This window comes from Flavobacterium sp. KACC 22763, from assembly GCF_028736155.1.
In the GTDB taxonomy this organism is placed as follows: domain Bacteria; phylum Bacteroidota; class Bacteroidia; order Flavobacteriales; family Flavobacteriaceae; genus Flavobacterium.
In genome coordinates, this window is sequence record NZ_CP117879.1 from 1728147 (window position 1) to 1747475 (window position 19329).

The following is a 19329-nucleotide window of genomic DNA, read 5'->3' on the forward strand; positions in this document are numbered from 1 at the left end:
ATGGAAGATTTTTTAATAGGCATTGGAAAAAGATTAAAAGAAATCAGGAAAAAAAATGCCTTAACAATTCACGAAGTAGCCAGCAGAGCTAATGTCAGCAACGGACTGGTTTCAAGAATTGAAAATGGCAGAACTATTCCTTCCCTTCCAGTTTTAATTGAGCTGATCCACTCTCTAGATACTGATGTCACTTACTTTTTTGAAGGAGTTAAAAACATAAAAAATGCGAAATATATTCACATCAAAAAAGAAGACTACCAAAAGATAGAAAAGGAAGACCGATCTGAAACTAAAGGTTTTAATTACTATCACATATTCAGCAAAAGCATTAATTCGATAGGTTTTGAAGCTGTAATTCTTGAGGTGGAGCCTAACAGCAAACGTGAAAAAGTGATTACTGATGCTTGGGAATTCAAATATATAATAAAAGGAAGCGTAACTTATATTATTGATGATGCAGAAGTTCTTGTAAACGAAGGCGACTCTATATGCTTTAATGGAAGACTTCCTCACGTGCCTGAAAACAGAACTCAGGAAAATTGTGTGATGCTGGTTCTTTATTTTTATTCTGAAAGTAATAGTTGATTTTTAACCGCAAAGAGCGCTAAGGTTTACGCAAAGTTCGCAAAGTTTTTATTTATAAAGCTTTGCGAACTTCGCGTTTTTTAAAAGCCTAACCTGTAAAAAACTTGCGTTCTTTGCGGTTAAACAAAAAAAAAGGCAACCTCAAAAATCGAGGCTGCCTTTGAAAAAAACAAAAACACAATTCTAATATAATTTAATTTCCTGCAGGAAGCCAAGAACGTCCATCTAATGACCAACCAGAATTAATTGGCACGCCAAACCATTGCAGTGACGAATAAGCGATATCTACCATTTTTGGAACAACTCCAATTCCTGTCCCACATTTTAAACTCGCTGTGCTGGTTGTCCATGTTGGTGTATTAGGAAAAGTAAGATTTACTTGTTTTGAACTCGAATCTGTAAAAGAATTTCCTGACCCGTTATCCCCTTTCCAATATCCAATAAGATTTACATAATCAGGATGGGAAGATGTGACAGAGGAACACGTGTAATTTAAAATTGAAGCTTCAGAAAGCGCTTTGGTCCAAACTCTAACCTCAGCAATGTTTCCGTTTACATTGGCACCATACGCTAGAGTTCCGTCTTGTCCTACAGCAAAAGGCAGTCCTGATGTTAAACTTCCAAAACTATCTGTAATAGATGCCTGACCAGCAAATCCGCCATCTTCATAGATTTTTACCAGCTTCGCAGTACGATCAACCACTAATGTCAAATGATGCCACTTTCCGTCATTGATTGTTCCTCCCGAAATATCCACACGATTTTGAGTATCTCCGATATTTACTTTCCATTTTCCTCCCGTATTAGCACAAATTACAAACCCGCGATTTTTACCACTTACCCAGTTTTTATTAGAAACTATTGATGGATCGCTAGAATAGCCAGAAGTTTTTATTCTACATTCTACTGTAAAACTCGAAGTTCCGAAATTATAAAGCGCATTATTGGTTGAAGCATAAATACTATTGCCATTAAAATTGGCAAATTTACCTGTGATAGTGGTTGTAGGATCAACTGGTTTTTCGATTTTAGTCGAAGTGAAATTTTTGTTATTGAAGATGGTAAAAATATTTCTTTCTTCATAAGAAGTTCCTCCGTGAGATCCTGTTGACCCTGTAACAATTCCGCCATGATCTGGTGCAACCACAACCAGCCAGTCTTCATTGGCATAATTGGGTCTATTTTTTAAAGCTGTTAGAATCTCTCCAATATATCCGTCAGTTGTTTCGATAGAAGATTTGTATTGCGAAACATTTATTGAAAATCCGTAACTGTGGCCTGCGTGATCGACATCGTCAAAATGCAGGAATAAAGCATCTGGATTATCATTTGTAAGTGCAGCCACTGCTTCATTTTTTACCGCCAAATCAGTTGTCAGCGTTTTTTCGACATCTATTCCGTCAACGATATAAGTGTTGATTGGCGCCCAATGCACAATAGACATTGTTTTTAAAGCCGAATTATAAGTTTCCAAACGTTTTAGAAAACTTGGATAAGTTCCGAAATTTGGACTAGAAAATGAATTGTCTGTTACACCATGTTTTAAATGTGTAACACCGCTCAGCATAGTTGACCAGCCATTTCCGCTCCAGGTTGGGGCTTCTGTCAAAGCATCAAGGCTGTAAACTGAATTAGGCAATAAAGGATGAACATTTGGCGTATTGGCTCCCATTAAAGCATCACCACGACAGCCGTCGATACCAATAATCAGTAATTTTTTAGTACCACTGCTTAACGCTGCTTTACCAGTTTTCGAAATAGTTTTTGCAGTTGCCGCATTCTCATCGCTCGCGAGTGCTGCATCGTTGGTACATGAAGTGACTAAAAGTACACTTACAAGAATTATAAAGTAACTTAATCTAAAAATCTTTTTCATTGGGTTGAATTGTTTTGTTGATTACTCTCTTATCTACTCGTAACTATCTCCTGCAGGGATTTTATTTTAACTAATTAGTTTGTTTTTTTTGCCACGAATTACACGAATTAATTAGTGAAAATTTGTGCAATTCGTGGCAAAAAATATTAATTCAAAATGCTATATAATGAAGCCAGAGAATCTAGAATATAATCAGGTTTAGCTTCTTCAAGCTGCAATCTGGTTTGAGCTCCTGATAAAACACCAATGGTAATACCGCATTTTGCATTCTTGCCTTCTTCTATATCAATGGCAGAATCTCCGGCTTTAAGCACTCTCGAAGCATCAGTAATATTGAAGAGCTTCATTGCATTAAATATCATATCAGGAAAAGGTCTTCCTTGTTCAACATCATCTGCTGTTATTAAAGCATCATATTGAATACCTTTTTTCCAATTTAATTTCTCTAAAAGTGCATTGGCAACCAAACTATTATATCCAGTATTCAAAACTACTTTTACGCCATCTTTTTTTAGGTTTTCCATCACTTTTTCAATTCCTTCAATAGGAAGAACTTTTGCCGTCAGATATTCCTGATCTAGTATTTCGATGAAATATTCAAATATTTGGTCTGTTTTTTCTTTATCGGTAATATTGATATATTTTAAGATGTCTTGTATCGCTTGGTATTTTTCTTTTCCTGCTCCCAGTGACAAAACCAATTCCAGAGATACATCAATTCCAAATTTATTAATGGATTTGTGCAGAGATTTGTACACTATATTTTGCTCGTTTACTGTTGTTCCTGCCATATCAAAAACAACCATTTCAATTTCATTAATTTTCATTTTCTGTGTTTTTTTTACCATTAAGATATATTAAGAATCAAAACTTAAATATTCTTAATTCTCTTTTTGGATTATTTTCTACCACCAAGTTTTAGAAGTAATACTTAATTTTCTTAATTTCTTAATCTCTTAATGGTTAATTATTTTTAGTTTATGCATTAAAAATTTTATTGATATTATGCTTGGCAAATCCAGCACTTCCCGTCATTCCTTTACCGCCAATTCCGGTTATGATGTGAATATTTTCACCAATTGTATGCTCAAAAATGTCTTTGGTTTTGCATTGCGAATACATTCCAAACCATCTGCTTTGAATTTCGTACGTTGGCAGATCAATTATTTTTTTAGCTTCTTCGATCATAAAATGGTCGATATCCATATTCAAATCAAATCCTAATGAATCTATTTCTTTTGCACTGGCATATTCGTGAGAATCTCCTAAAATAACAGATCCGTCGAGAGCCTGTTTGAATAAGATGTGAACGCCATATTTTTTCTCAAAACTATCTGGGTTCTCTTTTGCTTTGATAGCTGTGTACGATTTGCATTCTTCAAAAGATTCATATCTTCTAATCGTTAATCCCGTTAAAATAGACCCATCAAGCTTATAATTTTGCTGTGGTTTGGTTTGCAGCATTTGAAGCTTAGAAACAATCAAATCGCTGCTGTTATAAATTTCAGGATATAAGATTTTAAAATCGCTTCCGTTACAAATAATAATTTTCGATGCTTTGTATTCCAAACCTGTCGATGTTACTGCTATTACTTCATTGGACCTATCCTCGGTATGCACTACGGTTGTATTCATAAATAAATCCAATCCTAAATTAGCCGTCATATATTGATGTAGTTTATGAATCATCGTAGAAGGCTCTACGGTAACTTCCTGCGGAAAAAACAATCCACCCGTACAATAGTCAGCTCTCAAACCACTGTATTTTGCCAGACATTGTTCTTTTGTCAGCAAATTAGATTCGTAATCATTTGAAATATTAATCTCATGAAGTTCTTCTATCAGCTGCATTTCTTCTTCATTTGATGCCAAATAAATGGTTCCGTTCTGACGAATGCTGATATCAAACTGCGATTGAATGTCTTTATAAATCTTTAAACTTTCCTTACCGAAATTCTGCCATTTTCTGTCCATTCCTGATGGTACAACCTGCCCGAAATTTCGAACGGTAGCTCCTTCAGGCTTGCTGTTTTTTTCTAAAACCGCAACTGACATTCCTTTTAATAAGGCATGATAGGCATGAAATGTGCCCAAAACCCCTGATCCAATTATGATTAAATCATATTTATCTTTCATATCTTAATTATTTTATGAATTTTAATTTGTCCTTCATTCAAGTGTACAAAGGAGCTGCATTAATTTTTATGTGTTTTTTAAATTTTCTTCTAAAGAAATTAAAAGACATTATCGTGGTAATGATTCCAACAAACGAGAGAAGATAAATGCAAGCGGTAAAAAAGCTTAACAGAGAAATATCCTTGTCTCCCAAATTTTTAAAAAACAATACCAGAACACTGCCTAGATATCCGAAAGCATCGGCGATGTAGATTAGAAATCCGCTGTTTCCTTTTATTTTATAGGTTGCAATCATTCGGTCAAAAAACAGACCATTAAACGGAATATAACAAATGTACATCCCGAATCCCGAGATCATCATCCATGGAAATGCTCCTAATAAATGTTTTTCAAATAAGAAAGTGGTCATTCCAATTAGCAAAGAACCCACCAGCAACACTATATGGTAATTTCTAAATGCTTTATAATTGTTTTTCATGCTTCCTAAAAATCCTAAAATTACAAGTACAGATATTGCAATTGGAATTTCTGAATACATGTAAATCGAAATGCTTTCCTTATATCCCAAAGCATCCCAAAGCTCTCGTGCAAAATTATCTCTGAATTCACGCATTGCCGTAAGCATGGTGTAAAATATAATAATGACTGTTAGCGGAAATGCAAACTGTCTGAAAAGCGATGCGCGTTCTTTTCTGTCCATCGGTTTTCGTTTGGATCGCAAGTCCAAATCTTCCTGATCAGGATTTGGGATTTTCTCCAGCAGCAGTGAAAACAGAATTAAAGGAACAATAAAAAGAAGCCCCGTAACAAAAGGCATCCAAAACTCGGTACAGCCCAAAACTTGCAACACAAATACCCCCGCAGATTTTGCCGTTCCTGACGAAACAATAAAACTAGAACATAAAATTACACCCAAAAGTTCTGTCGTTTTTCTTCCTTCTATATAAGAAAAAACAATTCCCCAGATCATTCCAAGCGGCAATCCATTAATGAATAAAAACAGGATATTATAAGGAGCGGGAACTAGAGCAAAGCCCAATAATGCCAATTCTGAAATAACTATAAAACTTATTAAATATAAAATACGTTTAGATGATTTTAATTCGGATATAATTTTGATTCCTAAAAACTTAGAAAACGTATAACCTAAAACCTGCGCCAGAATCAATAAAATTTTATAATCGATACCCCAAAAAGACATACTTTCGAATGTAGCCGCAGTAAAAGGTTTTCTGAAAGCATACATGCAGAAATAAGTTCCAAATGCTGCTATGGATGCTTTTAATATAAACCTAAAATTGGATGTTTTTGCAGACATAATTTCTTTAGATTGGTTGAAAGTTGGAGTGTAAGTTGAGATGAGCGTAAAACTCATTGGATGCAGTCAGTTAAAAAAAATAAACCGTAAAAATAAAACCGACAAGCATCCAACGAGTTAACTTATAGTTGTCTATAAATTATATTTTAAACCAAGATTGAATTTTACGCCATAATATTCTACCTGTTTTGGCCTGTTTGGAGTTTCTCCAAAATGATACATCAAAGGCTCATTTAAGACGTTATTTACGTCACTGAAAATGGTGAAATGATCTCCTATTTTATAAGAAGCTGAAAAGTCTAACGAATTGTATTTACCATAATAAATATCATTCATGTCGGTATTTTTGGCATTGGCATCAAAACTTGTGGCGTATGCACCTTTATAGTTGAAAGCTGCTCTCACATTTAGTTTTCCTGTTTCGTAAAACAATTGCAGATTGTATAATTCTTTGGCCTGATAAGGTGTTGACACTTTTCTTCCGTTAGGATTATTAGCGTTCTGTCCCAATGTCATTTCAGAGTTCATAAGCGTTGCATTGATCTGAGTTCCAAAATATTTTAGGAATCCAGGCAGGAAGCTGAATCTTTTTGTGATTCCAAATTCAATTCCACCAATCCAAGCATCACCGCCATTTGTAGGCGAACTGATTTCAATATCAGGAATTCCGTTTATAGTACCTTGATACGTATCATCAAAAATTGGATCTGTAATTGATTTATAAAATACTCCAGCATTAATTAATCCTACTTCATCAAGGAAATATTCTCCCAATAAATCAAAGTTCCATGAATAGGTCGGGTTCAAGTTTGGATTTCCTCCTGCATATTCTCCGTCAATAGTATTTAATGATCCCGCTGGCGAAATGTCTCCAAAATTGGGTCTTGCAAATGTTCTTGTTGTTGCAAAACGTACGTTTAAATTCTCGATCGGAGAATATTTTACATGTAGCATTGGTAAAACCGATGTATAAGATTTTGTGTTTTCAGCATCAACCACCACATTATTCTCTACCGTTTTTCCTGTAACTTTTGTAATGGTGTGAGTCGTTCTCAGACCTCCCAAAATAGTCCATTTATCATTTAATAAATAAGTCGCCATTGCATAAGCTGAAGATGTAGTTTCGTCTACATTAAAATTTCTTCCCAAGCCTTTTCCTAATTCCGGAATCTGAGAATCTACAGGATTTAAAACCAGATTTCCTTGCGAAGTATTAAACAACTTAGTCATTCCATCCGTTGATAGAACCGGCCCAAATGTGTTACCAATATTGGTTCCTGTTTCTCGTCTCATATAATCTGTTCCGCCAGGCTGATTGATTAAATCTGAACTATAATTCGATAAGAACGGTGTTGGCGATCCAACCCAGTTGTAATACTCATCTCTAAAAGTGGCAATACGATCTTTGTCGGTTAATTTTACACCAAACTTCATTTTAAGACTTTCATTAAAATTATGCTCGTAGTTTACCGCAGCAATAATATTGTCGCGTTCTACAATGCTAATTTTGTATAATTCCAGCGTAGAGAATTTCATCTTTGTCGGATCGGTTTTGAAATTTGGGTCAGAATAAAAATCAAAAATTGATTTTGGATTCTCAGGATCCAGCATTCCTCCATCAGCAGCCCAGTACGCTCTTGGCCCTCCTGCTCCTCCACTTGCTATTGGTATATTTTTTAAATATTCAGGTTTAACTCCAACTCCAGTCTGATTGAACTGAATTAAAAAATAGCTATTGTCCTCAGCGTTTGGAATATTTCCGTATTTAAACTCATTTCTATAAGAAGCCAGACTCCAATCCAAGTTTCCGTTAGCCAGCTGGTGTTTTCCTCCTAAATCAATACCAACAAACTCAGTCTTTAATTCATTATGAATATCCTGCTGTTCTACTGTTAAAGCGTTTGTAGTGCTATTGAACTTATCAAATCTGATACGATGCTTATAATGCGTTTCTTCATCAGAAAGTCCGCCATAAGTCGCTTTTAGGAAAATTTTGTCTCTCGATGACGGGTTAAACTCCATCGCTGCATTTAAACCTGTCGTTTTTCTAACTCCAGTATAGTCTCTTAATTCTAAGCGGTAAACTCCCTGATCGCCTTGTCTTCTGGCTTCGTAATTATCCGTTGCCCAGTTTCTGTCCCAATACGTTCCATTAATAATATAACCAAACTTTCCGTTTTTACTTTTATCACCAATAGTAAGCGATCCGCTATAAATTCCTTTATCTGATTTTTGATTGTAACCACTAAAAACACTCGCTTTAATTGTTTTTTTAGTTGGCGCAGTCTGAGTAGTAAAATTGACGCTTCCGCCAATAGCATCTCCATCCATATCGGGTGTAATGGCTTTTGTAGCTTCTACATAAGCAATAAGGTCTGATGGAAAAAAGTCAAATGCTGTAGCTCTTGAAGTCGTTTCTTCTTCTGCAGTTGGAATTCTGTTTCCGTTAATGGTAGTCGATGACCAAAAAGGTGGCAATCCTCTCACCGAAACAAAACGTCCTTCTCCCTGATCGCGTTCTATAGAAACTCCTGGCATACGCTGCACTGTTTCGGCAGCGTTACGATCTGGTAATTTACCAATACCATCGGCAGCAATCACGTTTACAATGCTCATTGATTTTTTCTGCATGTTTAGTGCTCTTGCTTCGCTGTTTCTTTGGCTCATTCCGCTTACTACCACTTCATTTAATTCTTTTGAATTAGCCTCCAGTCGAATAATTCCTAAATTCAGCTGCTGGTTTTCTTTTACTTCAATCTGAATCGTTTTTACTTCGTACCCTATGTATGAAATCTTCAATTCTAAGTTTCCTGATCTTACATCTTGAATAACAAAATCACCGCTGAAACCCGTAGTTGCTTTTTGATTATTTGACAATATAATAGTAGCTCCTGGCAAAGGAGATTGTGAATCTGTAACTGTCCCTTTAATTGTGGCTTTTTGTGCTGTCATGTTTTGCACAATAAAGAGAGCGGAGAAAATAAAAATTGCCTTGTAAATTGTTTTCATGGTTAGTTTGTTTACAAATATTAAATTTATTACAGCAAATTAACTGTGATTTTTACAAATAGTGAAAAAGTTAAAATTATCGAATTGTTAAAGAAATGAAAATTTCAAGCCTCATTTTGTTAAGGATTTGTAAAATGGATTGATCGTTTAACCTAGCAGATCGGCTTTCTGTCCCGTAGAATAAGTATTTTATTCATTTTGGAGCATAAATGGTAAAAAAGCTATAGCATCAAGAATTAAAACTAAGCAGACTTAAAGCGGATTGATTTTTGAAAAATATTTACAAATAGTAAACTTAAAGCAATAAGCGGTGATAAATTAACTTCAGAAAACATAACACTTTTGGATAGATGGCTCCACTTGCTAAAATGTGCGCGCTGACAGAAGTACAGATTGAAAATGAAATAACATTAAAACCAAAACTAATCCATTCCTTCTTTGGAGGCACCAAAACCCACTACATCTAATCTATATTTCTACATAGTCAAACATAAAAAAACCTCTAAGTTTTAAAAACTTAGAGGTCTTGCAACTATGATATTTTTAAATAAAAAAATAGACCAATTTAACCCGCTGTTCTTCTGACTGGTTCGCAAGTCAATTTTCGATTCGCTTTATTAATTACCGAACGAACCGTCTTTTTCTTGTGCTCATATTCTTCAATGCACTTTTGAAGTTCATGAAATAGCGATTGATACTTTTTATGCAATCCGTCCAGAGACTCCATTGCCGCACGGACATCATTCTCCTGTGACTGTTCCAGAACATCTGGAAAAGCAGAAGATAAGGCTTCAAATTTATCAAAGGCTGCAGCAAGAATTCGGTGCTCTCTTAAATCTATTCCCTTCATTTTCAACAAAATTCTATAGTTTAATTAATTTTACAAAGTTTTAAAGTGCCCTTCTTTTCAATACTTTTTCAGGATAATCCGTAATAATTCCATCTACCTGAAGCAGTATCATATTGTCAATTGCTGCATCTTCATTCACAGTCCACGGTATGATTCTCATTTTCATCAATCGAAGTGAATCGACTTCTGCTTGGTTTAGCAATTTATAATGCGGACTGTAAATCTCAGGCTTAAAATCAAGTAAAGAAAGATTTTCAGCTATACTGCCTTCTCCAACCAAATAAGCAATTTTTATTTTTGGATATCTTTTGTGTATTACATTTAAAACTGTCGGATCAAAAGACTGAATGTTAATCTTTCTTTCAACACCTTTTTCTTTAATAATTTTCATCACCAAATCAGTAAAAGCTTTAGGTTCTGGCTGTCTTTTTCCATAATCCGATTTTTCAGATTTGATTTCGATATTGTATCGTACCGGCTTTAAATTGTTCTTGGCAATATACTGTTCAACACTATCAATCACTTCTAAAAGCAGAGGCTTGTATGTTTTTTGTTTCTGCTGCATCGGGAAAGCTGTATTTCCTCTCGAACCGCCATCAAACTTTCTAATACTGTCATACGTCATTTCATAAAGATTATAGCTCCTTTCTTTGTCTTTTGTAATTGGCTTTCCTTCAGTATCACTCATATACTGCGAAGACATAAAAGGTTCATGAGAAACGACTACTTTTTGGTCTTTAGAAATTACGACATCCAATTCTACCACATCAGCACCTTTTTTTACAGCACTGAGAAAAGCAGGAATTGAATTCTCAGGAAAATTCCCTCTATCACCGCGATGTCCATGTACTTCTATCGTTCTTTTTGCTGTAACTGCCTTTTGGCTTTTGCACGAATATGCTGTTAATACCGCAATTAAAACACAAATTATCCCTTTTACTTTTAGCATTTTATTTCACTTTATCAATTCTGTAAGTGGTGTTTGCCGAATGCGTTTTGCCAAACATATCTGTCGCTTTGATCTCGATAGCATGTTCTCCAATGGCAAGATCCGAAGGGATATTTCCTCTCCATACATGCGTGCTTTTTTCTGGATCTGATGAACGTTTTCCAGGCATAAGCACTTCAGACAATTCCCATTCGTAAACCAACTCTACATACGATGGGTCTTCTACTTCTACGTAATTCATCTCTTTCCATTCGCCTTGATCTACTCGGTACATTACTTTGTCTTTTTTGCTTCCCATAAAAAAATTGGCAAATACGCCCGATTTGGTACGTTTTCCTTTGGCTACCACTTTTGGAGCAAAAACTTTCATCTGATAATTTTCTGGTTTTCCTGCTACTTTGTAATCAACCGTATATTTATTTCCATTAAAATGAATGAAAGCATAACCTTTTGGTGTTCCATCTCTCATAACCGAAATTGGAATTCCCTTCTCATCCAGTTTTCCAGAATACCAGTCGCCAGATGTTGTTCCGATATTGTAATGATGATGTGGCGTTTCTTGTAACCAGCCGTCTTTTTTATCGAAAAAATCTTGTCTCTGCATATGTGTATGTGCCGAAAGCGAAAGTGTATTTGGGAAATCCTTCAATAATTCAAATAACTTCTGGCGATCTTCGTCTCTAAATGAATCGTCTTTGCTGTCCGGCTCGCTTATCGGAATATGGAAAGCCAGAACGATTAAATTGTCTTTTGGAACTGTTTTTAGATCATTTTCTATAAACTGCATCTGCTCTTCTGTAAAACCGCCCCAATAGCCTTCATGATCTCTTGGATCTGGATACAAAACATCGTCCAAAACAATAAAATGCACTTTTCCGTAATTGAAAGCATAATTGGCAGGGCCAAAATGAGCTTCATAGGTTTCATCTGCCAGATTATCTGCTTTGGCATCAAAATTTAAGTCGTGATTTCCTAAAAGGTTGTACCACGGAATTCCTACTTTCTTTACCGCCTGAATATACGGATTGAATAAACTAAGGTCATTTCCAACCAAATCTCCCATACTTAATCCAAACGGAATATTTTTAATCCCTTCAACTTCCGCTACAATTCCTCGAGCAAAAAAATCAACTTCTTCCAGATTATACGGCTGCGGATCTCCAAAAACAAGCGCTGTAAAATCATTGGTTTCCTTTTGCGGAAGCAATCCGAAATCTATAGATTCTGGCAATTTTCCTGTTGGAGCCACTCCTTCAAATTTCCCTTTAGGAGAACCAGTTGGTTTATAATTATAGAAAAACTGAGGCAAATTATCTTTATTAACCTTAATCTTGTATCCCGAAGGTTTGATTACAGCAATTATAGCATCACTTTGAAGCGGTAATTGGTAGTTTCCTTTTTTATCGGTTAAAACAACTTCACGCCCATTTGTAACCGCGACATTTGCAATTCCTTTTTCTTTTTTTTCCTTTTTCCCGTTTTGATTTAAATCTTCAAATACGATTCCTTTTACGGTTGTCTGCGCTGTTAAAACTCCGCAAAACAACATAGCACTATATATAAATGTCTTTTTCATTTTTTCTAATTTTATTTATCCCACCAAACTTTCGTATTGATATTATCTCCTCCAACCATTTCAACTGCTTGGTGATAGTTTTCGGTATTTTTAATCTGCTGATTGTCTGGGTAGGTAAACCTTGACGGCATAACTCCTCCATTTAGCATTGCAGATGTTGTTGGCAATACAGGCAATCCTGTTCTGCGGTATTCAAACCATTGCTGGTAATCTGTAAAATATAAGGCGTAATATTTCTGGAGCATAATTCTTTCTAATGTTCCATTATACTGAGCTTCTGGTTTGTTAAAATAAGTCGCTGGAACTACAGCTTTTACTTGTTCTATGGCTGCTCTAACACCTTTTTCATAATGTCCAGCCGCATCGGTGATAAGCCCTCTCTGTGCTAATTCTGCTTTGATAAATTCAACTTCGGCATACGTTAAGAGAAATATCTGCATCGGGTTTTGCGCTTGCATGTTCAAAAGTGTCGAAGCATTGTATTTGAACTGCGAATCTGAACCTGCATAAGCGCTTGTAATTCCTTTAAATCCGATTGGCGCATTGGTAACCAAAGCCGTTGCCCCAGTAGCAATTATTGCTCTTCTCGGGTCTTCCAACGTATTCAAATTATCAATAAAAAAGGAAGCCATTTTGATGTTCAGGTTAAAATCCTGCGGTCTTCCCCACGGAGAAACATTTGGAGAGACACCCGTTACTTTCAAAATAGCACTCTCAGCCGTATTGGTAAAAACAGGATAAATCTCAGGATGATCTGCCATATAAGCCAATTTTGCAAAAGCTCCAATTTCTGTTCTGTTTGAAACTCGCAAAAGCAATCTCATTTTTAAGGAATTTGTAAACTTCTTCCATTTTAGAACATTATTTTGAAACAAAATATCTTCTGTATAAATCATTGCTTTACTCGTATCGTAAAGCGTATTGGCTCTTTCTAAATCGGCCAAAAGTGTTTCATAAATAAACTCTTGGGTATCATACTTTGGATATAAAATGCCATCTTCTCCACGCGCTGCTTCAGTCATGGGAACTGGTCCGAAAAGATCCGTAAGATTCGCATACACCAAAGCATTTAGCGTTAACGCAACTGCTTCATAATTGCCGTCTCCAGCCTTTACAGAAGCCATGCGCATTTCTCTAATATTGTTAAGCCATTTGTAATAATTATTCCATGCTGAGTTTCCAATATTGTTGCTCACATCATAACGGTGCAAACCTCCCGAGATGCTTGGAAAAGGAAGCGAAACCTGCATTAAATTGAAAGTGACATCTACACTCTGCGTTGCGTTTTGAGAAGCAATTCCGTAAATAATCGGATTAATTAAAGTACCCGGGCTTATCTCTGTAATCAGATTAGGATTCTCGTTTAGTTCTTCATAACCTCCTGTACAAGAAATAGTCAGTCCTGTAAGCAGTAATAGTATTGCTGTAATTTTTATCTTTTTCATTGTCTTATTATAAAGTCAAACTTAAATTGAAACCATACGTAGCCGGAGACGGCATCTGCCCCATTTCGATACCTGGCAAAATGGTATCTCCATTTAATGCTGCTGTCTCTGGATCATAAATTGGGAAATCTGAAACGGTTGCTAAATCTCTTCCAAAAATTGAAAATTGAAGCGACTGAAGTCCTGTATTTTTCAGCCATCTTTTTGGCAAGTTATATTGAAGGCTGATTTCGCGAAGTTTTCCAAAAGAAGCATCAAAAGAGTTGGATTCTATATTGGCTCTTCTATAATAACGAGTATACCAATCTGCCGTTTTTACTTCTTTTGTATTGGGAGAATAAGAACCGTCTGCATTTTGCACTACACCTTCACCAATGATAAAGCCAGTTTCTCTTCCCATACTATTTGAATTTAATTTCCCTTGTTCAGAAAGTTTGTGATGCGTCTGCGAATAAATGATTCCACCATACTGACCGTCAATTGTTACATTCATAGTGAAATTCCCGATTGAAAAACTATTCGTTAAACCTGCTTTCCATTTTGGACTTGCATCTCCAATATATTGAATCTCTTCTGGATAAGCCGGAAGACCTGCATTGTCATAAACGATCTGACCGTCAGGAGAACGTACAAATCCGAAACCGTAGATGGCGCTTGTTGTTCCGCCCACTTTTGCGATGATTGAAGCTGTTCCTCCTGTTCCAATAATCTGCTGGCCATCGATTCCTTCTGGCAATTCCATTACTTTATTCCAGTTGCGTGACCAGTTCGTCGTTGCATTCCATTTGAAATTATCCCCATCAATAATTTTTCCGCCAAGGGTAAGCTCGATTCCACGGTTTCTCACTTTACCTCCATTCAAAACCGCTCCGCTGTAACCTGTTGAAAAATCCATCGGAATATCGATAATTTGGTTTTTAGTTACACTCTCATAAACCGTAGCATCTGCCGTAAGTCTATTTTTAAGCATTCTGATTTCAAAACCTGTCTCAAAACTGGTTGTAATTTCTGGTTTAAAATGGTCATTGTATAAAACCGTTAAAGTCTGCGCAGAACTTGGAAAAGCGCTTTGTCCGTAATATTTCTGCGTTTTATAAGGTTCTGTATCATTTCCTACCTGAGCAAAAGAAAGTCTGTATTTTAAGAAATCAATTGATTTTGGAAGCGAAACCATTTCAGAAATAACCGCACTTGTATTAATCGACGGATAGAAAAATGAATTATTCTCAACCGGAAGCGTACTCGTCCAGTCGTTTCTTCCTGTAATATCAACAAAAAGCATATCTGCATAAGACATCGATACCAAACCATACAAACTGCTCATTTTTTTGTAAGCATCGCCCAAAGTCAAAATTGGCGCGCTTGAACCATTCGAAAGTTTATAAACTCCAGGCACAACCAAACCCGTTACTTCGGCTTCTGTTCTTCTGTATTTATAACTCATAGCATTTCCTCCGGCTGAAGCCGCAAGAGAGAATTTATTTCCGAAATCTTTTTTATAAGAAAGCAAAAAGTCAGAGTTGATTTCCTGTTTGAAAACATCTTGTCTTTCATAAAATCCTTTCGCATATCTATTGATGCTGTAAGGTCTTTTTTGCTCTCTTGTCTGATTGTAAGTATTCATAGACGAACGCAGCATTAATTCCAGATTGGATGACAAAGTGATATTGGCAAAAATATTCCCAACAATCTGATCGCTATCTAAGGTATTGGTCGCTTCATAAGCAATCAAATACGGATTGTCTATAAAAGAACTAAAAGGATGCAGCTGCTCGATCTGCTCTTTGCCTTTTACCCAGATTGGACGATACCAGTCCAAATCGATATTGGGCTGCTGAAAAATCATAAAATACGCAATAGAACCATTGTTATAGCCCGTAGACGGAAGATTATCACTGTTTCTAGTATTGTAATTAATCGCCGTTCCCAATTTAATTTTATCCGATACCTGATAGTTGGCATTAACAGCGGCTGTAACCCTGTCAAAACCAGTATTAGGCATAATCCATTCATTTTTTTGGTTTCCAACAGAAAGGCGCATTGATCCTTTATTATCGCCACCTTGAATAGAAATATTATTATTTAAAGTCACACCGGTTCTCCAGAAATCTTTACGGTTATCTCGGTAAGACTGCCAAGGCGTTCTTTGTGCAGATTGTCCCTGTAAAGCTGGATCATACTGGTAAAAATTCTGCCCTGTAAAGGCTGGTCCCCAAGCACTGCTGGTTCCGCTGGTTGAAGTTCCGTCTGCAGAATTTCCATAAGAATAATATTGGTTGCCAGAAGCATCTGGCGAATTTCCTGTTCCCTGTCCGTAGCTGTACTGATAATCTGGCCATCTCTGGATAACATCAAAAGTAGCTCCTGTGTTTAAAGAAATTCCTAAACCTTTGTTTTTCTTTCCAGATTTTGTCGTAATAATTAAGGCTCCGTTTGCCGCACGACTTCCATAAAGTGCAGTTGCACCTGCACCTTTTAAAACTGTAACTTCATCGATATCATCTAGATTAAGATCAGAAATTCCGTTTCCATAATCAATTGGCGAATCTTCCCCCATATAGGCGCTGCTGGATCCCGAAGTTGTCATCTCAGCATTTACAGGAACTCCGTCTACCACAATAAGCGCGTAATTTCCTTTTGGACTTAATGATCTGTTACCTCTAAGCGTAATCTGCTGCGAATTTAACGGTCCAGAACCTGTAGAAGTGATAGTTAATCCTGCCACTTTTCCTTTTAATCCAGATGACCAGTTATTTGGTCTTCCCTGAGATAAATTATCAGATTTGATAGTCTGTTGCGAGAATCCTAATTTTTTTTCTTCTCTTTTAATTCCCAATGCGGTTACCACAACTTCATTCAATTCACTCGTACTTGGTTTCATTATTATGGTAAGAGGACTAGCACTTGCAGCAACTTCCTGAGTTACGTACCCCATGTAGGAAATAACCAAAACAGCCGAAGAGTTTACAGCAAAGCTGAAATTTCCTTCCATATCTGTCATTGTGTTGGTTTTTGTTCCTTTTTCGAGAATCGTAACTCCTGGCATTGGCATCCCGCTTTCGTCCAAAACTTTTCCTCGCACATTCATTTGTGCGCGAAGACTTCGGGTAACAGTAATGGTATTGTTTAGTTTTTTAAATGAAAGTCCCGTTTTAGAAGCTACTTTTGCAAGCACTCCGTCAAGACTTTCTTTATCTGCATAGATTGAAATGCGTTGTGATGTTCCAGATATCTTTTCATCAAAAACAAATGTAAAAGTCGTTTTCTGTTCAACAGCTCTGAAAAATTCTGTAATTGTAGCATCTTTAAGATTAAGACTTATCTGCGCATCTTTTGCAGACTGTTCTGATGCAAATCCTTTAAAGGAAAAAATTAATAAAATCATTAAGTAAAGATTTTTCATCTTTATATACTTATTGAAAAAAAATTGTAGTTTCGTATTCATTACTATTAGGCTATAAATTTTATTTTTAGTCTTTTTAAATCGCCCGTTTCCGTTGCACCGGAAGCGGGTTTATTTTTTGTTTTTAAGGAGTCTTTTTTCTTATAGTTATTTGTTTTTTAGTTGTGTAATTTATTTTTAGGTTTTTCAAATAGGCAATACTTTCTAATACATTCTCTAGTTTTTCATCTTTAAACTTTCCAGAAATAGTAAGGTTGTTTAATTCTGGATCTTCTATTGCAATATCTACATTGTACCAGTTCTCAATAATCTTAACGGTTTCAGAAAGTTTCGTGTTTTTAAGCATGATGGTATTACTGATCCAGGCGATTTTATCTTTACTGTTTTCTTCAGAAATCTGCAAATCTGAATTCTTTATCAAATCGGCCTGCTGATTTTTGGTAATCTGCACTTTTTTTCCAGTGGGTGACGTGACTTCCACTTTTCCTGTAATAACGCTTACTTTGGTGTCGTGATGATTGTATGAATTAATGTCAAATGAAGTTCCGAGCACTCTAACTTTTACGTCGTGCGTCTGTACAATAAAAGGGCGTTTTACATCTCTAAAAACTTTAAAATAAGCCTGTCCTACCAGTTTAATATTTCTTGTAGTTTCAAATTCCTCCGGATACGTAATGCTGCTGTTTGAGTTTAGCACAATAACACTTCCGTCTTCAAGAAAAATTTCTTTCTTTTCTCCTTTGGCAGCAATTTGGGTAATTGTTGCAGGTTTGAAAATAAACTTAGCTGCAGTAAATGCAATGGTAAGTCCGGCAACTAAAACCGCTGCGATTTTCAACACTTTTCGGAATACATGTTTTTTGGGTTGTACCTGCAGTTCTAAAAGTATCTTATTGAAAATTACATCCCCTTTTTCATCAGATATTTCTATATCTGATGATTGATCCTGCATCTTATCAAAAAATGATTCAACGGCCATTTTTTCTTCAGGCGAGCAGCTGCCTTCTTCGTATTTTTTTGCCAATTGCAAAAAGGTTTCTTTTTTCAAAATATGCGCTTTTATAGACAAGTCACATTTTTTGAATCGAACAAGTAGTCGAAAATGCAGGCTTAACGTTTTCTTAAAACCAGTGTTTTTTAGTTAACATAAAAGAACGCTGCCCAATAAAAAAGAAGATAATTATAAGATGCATTGTTTAAGCGAAGCTGCTTAAGAGCATTGCTGATATGTTTCTCTACAGTGTGAATAGAAAGATTCAGTTTTGCCGCAATTTCAGCATTTGTAAAATGATCCATACGGCTGAGCAGAAAAACCTCTCTACATTTTGGAGTCAGTTTATTGATCTGCTCGTTGATATTTCTCTCCAAATCAATATATTCTAAATCGTTTATGGTCAAGCTTGGATCTGGAATACTCTCTATTATTTCAATATGCTTCTGATCAAATTTTAAGTTTCGAATCTGATTGGCGATTTTATATTTTACCGCTCTAAAAAGATAAGCTTCAAGATTAAGTATTACAGTGCTAGAGGCGTTTTTCCAAAGACTTATAAAGATTTCTTGCACAATATCTTCACAGATTGCTTCGTCTTTATAGATTTTAAAAGCATACAAATAAAGCTTTTTCCAATATCGGTTGAAAATAACTGAAAACGCGATGTCATTTCCTTCAAAAATTAATTTCTGAAGTTCATCGTCCGGCATTTTCAAAAGATCTTTTTCCATGAGAGATTAAAAAAGCAAATGAAAAGCAACAGACAAAAAATACCTAAGAAGTTAATTTAACTTTGTGTTAAATTAGCTATCTATAAATTTTATTCGTAATAGAGACGGTTTTACCATAAAATTTTAAAATAATTGTTTTATAAAATCAATTCATAATAAAACGAAATTAAAACGCCTCATTATTAAAATGAGGCGTATTTAACTTTTTAGAATTTGTCTGTTAGGGCTTTATTCAAAAAAGTCCTATTTATGGCATTACTTTATTTCCCGATACAGAAATTAACTTTCCTTATTTTATAATACCTAAGTAATACCGAGGTACAAATAAGGTACAAATTTTACAAAATAAAGTCTTACAAAAGACATCGTTTGTGTTGTGCCCAATAATTTGGCAAATAATCGGATTTTCAGAAGAACATTTTATTGTCAGTAGTTAAGCAAATATAGAATAATAATA

13 protein-coding genes are annotated in these 19329 nt (G+C 35.6%); 1 reads left to right on the forward strand and 12 read right to left on the reverse strand.

The genetic code is table 11. The features are described 5' to 3' along the window. Positions 1–585 (forward strand): helix-turn-helix domain-containing protein, encoded by a 585-nt coding sequence (locus tag PQ463_RS07445; protein ID WP_274257027.1) that lies wholly within the window; start codon positions 1–3, stop codon positions 583–585. 193 nt (positions 586–778) lie between these two features. Here PQ463_RS07445 and PQ463_RS07450 read toward each other — a convergent pair whose 3' ends face one another. The 12 genes from PQ463_RS07450 to PQ463_RS07505 all read right to left on the reverse strand — a co-directional run bounded on the left by PQ463_RS07450 (position 779) and on the right by PQ463_RS07505 (position 18872). Then, positions 779–2461: a DUF4983 domain-containing protein gene (locus PQ463_RS07450; RefSeq protein WP_274257028.1), complete on the reverse strand. Its 1683-nt coding sequence runs from the start codon at positions 2459–2461 to the stop codon at positions 779–781. 146 nt (positions 2462–2607) lie between these two features. After that, on the reverse strand, positions 2608–3288 hold the full coding sequence (locus PQ463_RS07455) for a phosphonatase-like hydrolase (RefSeq protein ID WP_274257029.1): 681 nt from the start codon (positions 3286–3288) through the stop codon (positions 2608–2610). Between the two features lie 151 nt (positions 3289–3439). Next, on the reverse strand, positions 3440–4597 hold the full coding sequence (locus PQ463_RS07460) for a TIGR03364 family FAD-dependent oxidoreductase (RefSeq protein ID WP_274257030.1): 1158 nt from the start codon (positions 4595–4597) through the stop codon (positions 3440–3442). Positions 4598–4634: 37 nt separating this feature from the next. Continuing rightward, a complete protein-coding gene (locus PQ463_RS07465) occupies positions 4635–5843 on the reverse strand; it encodes a DUF5690 family protein (RefSeq protein WP_274257928.1) in 1209 nt (402 codons plus the stop codon). 204 nt (positions 5844–6047) lie between these two features. Then, complete coding sequence (locus tag PQ463_RS07470) at positions 6048–8924, reverse strand: TonB-dependent receptor (RefSeq protein WP_274257031.1); 2877 nt, start codon at positions 8922–8924, stop codon at positions 6048–6050. Positions 8925–9489: 565 nt separating this feature from the next. Beyond that, positions 9490–9774, reverse strand: a complete 285-nt coding sequence (locus PQ463_RS07475; protein WP_274257032.1) for a hypothetical protein — start codon at positions 9772–9774, stop codon at positions 9490–9492. Between the two features lie 40 nt (positions 9775–9814). After that, positions 9815–10723: a glycerophosphodiester phosphodiesterase family protein gene (locus PQ463_RS07480; RefSeq protein WP_274257033.1), complete on the reverse strand. Its 909-nt coding sequence runs from the start codon at positions 10721–10723 to the stop codon at positions 9815–9817. 1 nt (position 10724) lies between these two features. Then, the gene (locus tag PQ463_RS07485; RefSeq protein WP_274257034.1) at positions 10725–12299 is read right to left on the reverse strand and encodes a calcineurin-like phosphoesterase C-terminal domain-containing protein; all 1575 of its coding nucleotides are present in this window, start codon (positions 12297–12299) and stop codon (positions 10725–10727) included. An 11-nt stretch (positions 12300–12310) separates the two neighbouring features. After that, entirely contained in the window at positions 12311–13744 is a 1434-nt protein-coding gene (locus PQ463_RS07490; protein WP_274257035.1) for a SusD/RagB family nutrient-binding outer membrane lipoprotein, read from the reverse strand. A gap of 7 nt (positions 13745–13751) precedes the next feature. Then, complete coding sequence (locus tag PQ463_RS07495; RefSeq protein WP_274257036.1) at positions 13752–17129, reverse strand: SusC/RagA family TonB-linked outer membrane protein; 3378 nt, start codon at positions 17127–17129, stop codon at positions 13752–13754. Positions 17130–17271: 142 nt separating this feature from the next. Next, complete coding sequence (locus tag PQ463_RS07500) at positions 17272–18195, reverse strand: FecR family protein (protein WP_274257037.1); 924 nt, start codon at positions 18193–18195, stop codon at positions 17272–17274. A gap of 89 nt (positions 18196–18284) precedes the next feature. Next, positions 18285–18872 carry an RNA polymerase sigma-70 factor gene (locus PQ463_RS07505; protein WP_274257038.1) on the reverse strand — a complete coding sequence of 196 codons (588 nt, stop codon included), beginning with the start codon at positions 18870–18872 and terminating at the stop codon, positions 18285–18287. Between the last annotated feature and the right edge of the window lie 457 nt (positions 18873–19329).